General features: G+C 45.3%; 1 pseudogene. It reads left to right on the forward strand.

Annotated features, from left to right (window positions below):
• Nucleotides 1-1,076 (forward strand): annotated as a pseudogene (locus HMPREF2572_RS02475) (hypothetical protein); the annotation flags it as partial.

Consider the following 1,076-nt stretch of genomic DNA (forward strand, 5'->3'; position numbering starts at 1 on the left):
CTGTCTGCTGCTTTATTCGCTGCTCCTGTAAGCGCAGAAGTAGGGCTGCCGCCGCCGGCACAACATCAGGGGGCGGGTTTCCCGTCTGAGCAAGCCTTGAGACAAAAAGGCTACGACCCGAAAACAGGCGTATGGCGCGTGCAAAGTCAAAACAACGGCAAACCGACCGTAACCAAGTCGGGCGATTCCATAAAAGGTAGTCAGTCGAAAACCATAACCGCAACGGGCAATTATGGCGAGAAAGGAACGTTTAGAACGACACAAACGCAGACTGTAAGCTCGTCAAAATTGCAGAATACTATAAATGGCGTTTGGGCAGGTGGTGCATTGGCAGATGCGGTTGATAAACATAGTGGTTTGATGGGAGCAAGAATAAGGTCAGGAGATTATAAAGGTGCTGTCGAAAGTGGTGTTTTAATGGCTGGTACTTTTGGAAATAATTTGTTTGGAGGAATTGCAGAGTCCTTGGGGAATTTAGGACGTGGATTAGGTTTGATTGATAGCCCGTCTCCTCAAGATTTCAGACAAGCTGGAGAACGTTTTTATCAATGGCAAATGCAGAAGGAACAAAGCGGTCAATTAGGCGAAGCAATCGCTGCCGCAGCCGCCAAAAAAGCAGCCGAAGGAGCAGCAGCCGCAGCGAAACAGGCGGAAGGATGGACGACATCAGGAAAAATGCTTGCTGAAGCCTCAAAGAACAAAGACGGTAGTTATTCCCAACTATATTTGAGACGTGTCGATATTGGTTCAGGTTCTAATGTTAGACCAAGACCTAATATAGAAGGCTATGCTTGGGTAATAGATAAATATAATGGTTCATATAATTGGGGATATTGTGATGGTGGAACTTGTAGTGGTTGGTATAAAGGTAGTCTTCCTGAAGGTTATGACAAAGTTGCAGGATACGTCTATACACCAATCACAAACGACGCCCAGCTACAAGATGCTAGAGCAAAAGTAACCTCTCAAACGCCTGCGGAACAACAAAAAATCATCAAAGAAATGACGCTCAATCAAAAGGACATTAAAGACATATTAGAGCGTATGTTGAATAACCAACAGACCAATCATGCCGA

Source organism: Neisseria sp. HMSC064E01 (genome assembly GCF_001808875.1).
Lineage (GTDB): Bacteria > Pseudomonadota > Gammaproteobacteria > Burkholderiales > Neisseriaceae > Neisseria > Neisseria sicca_A.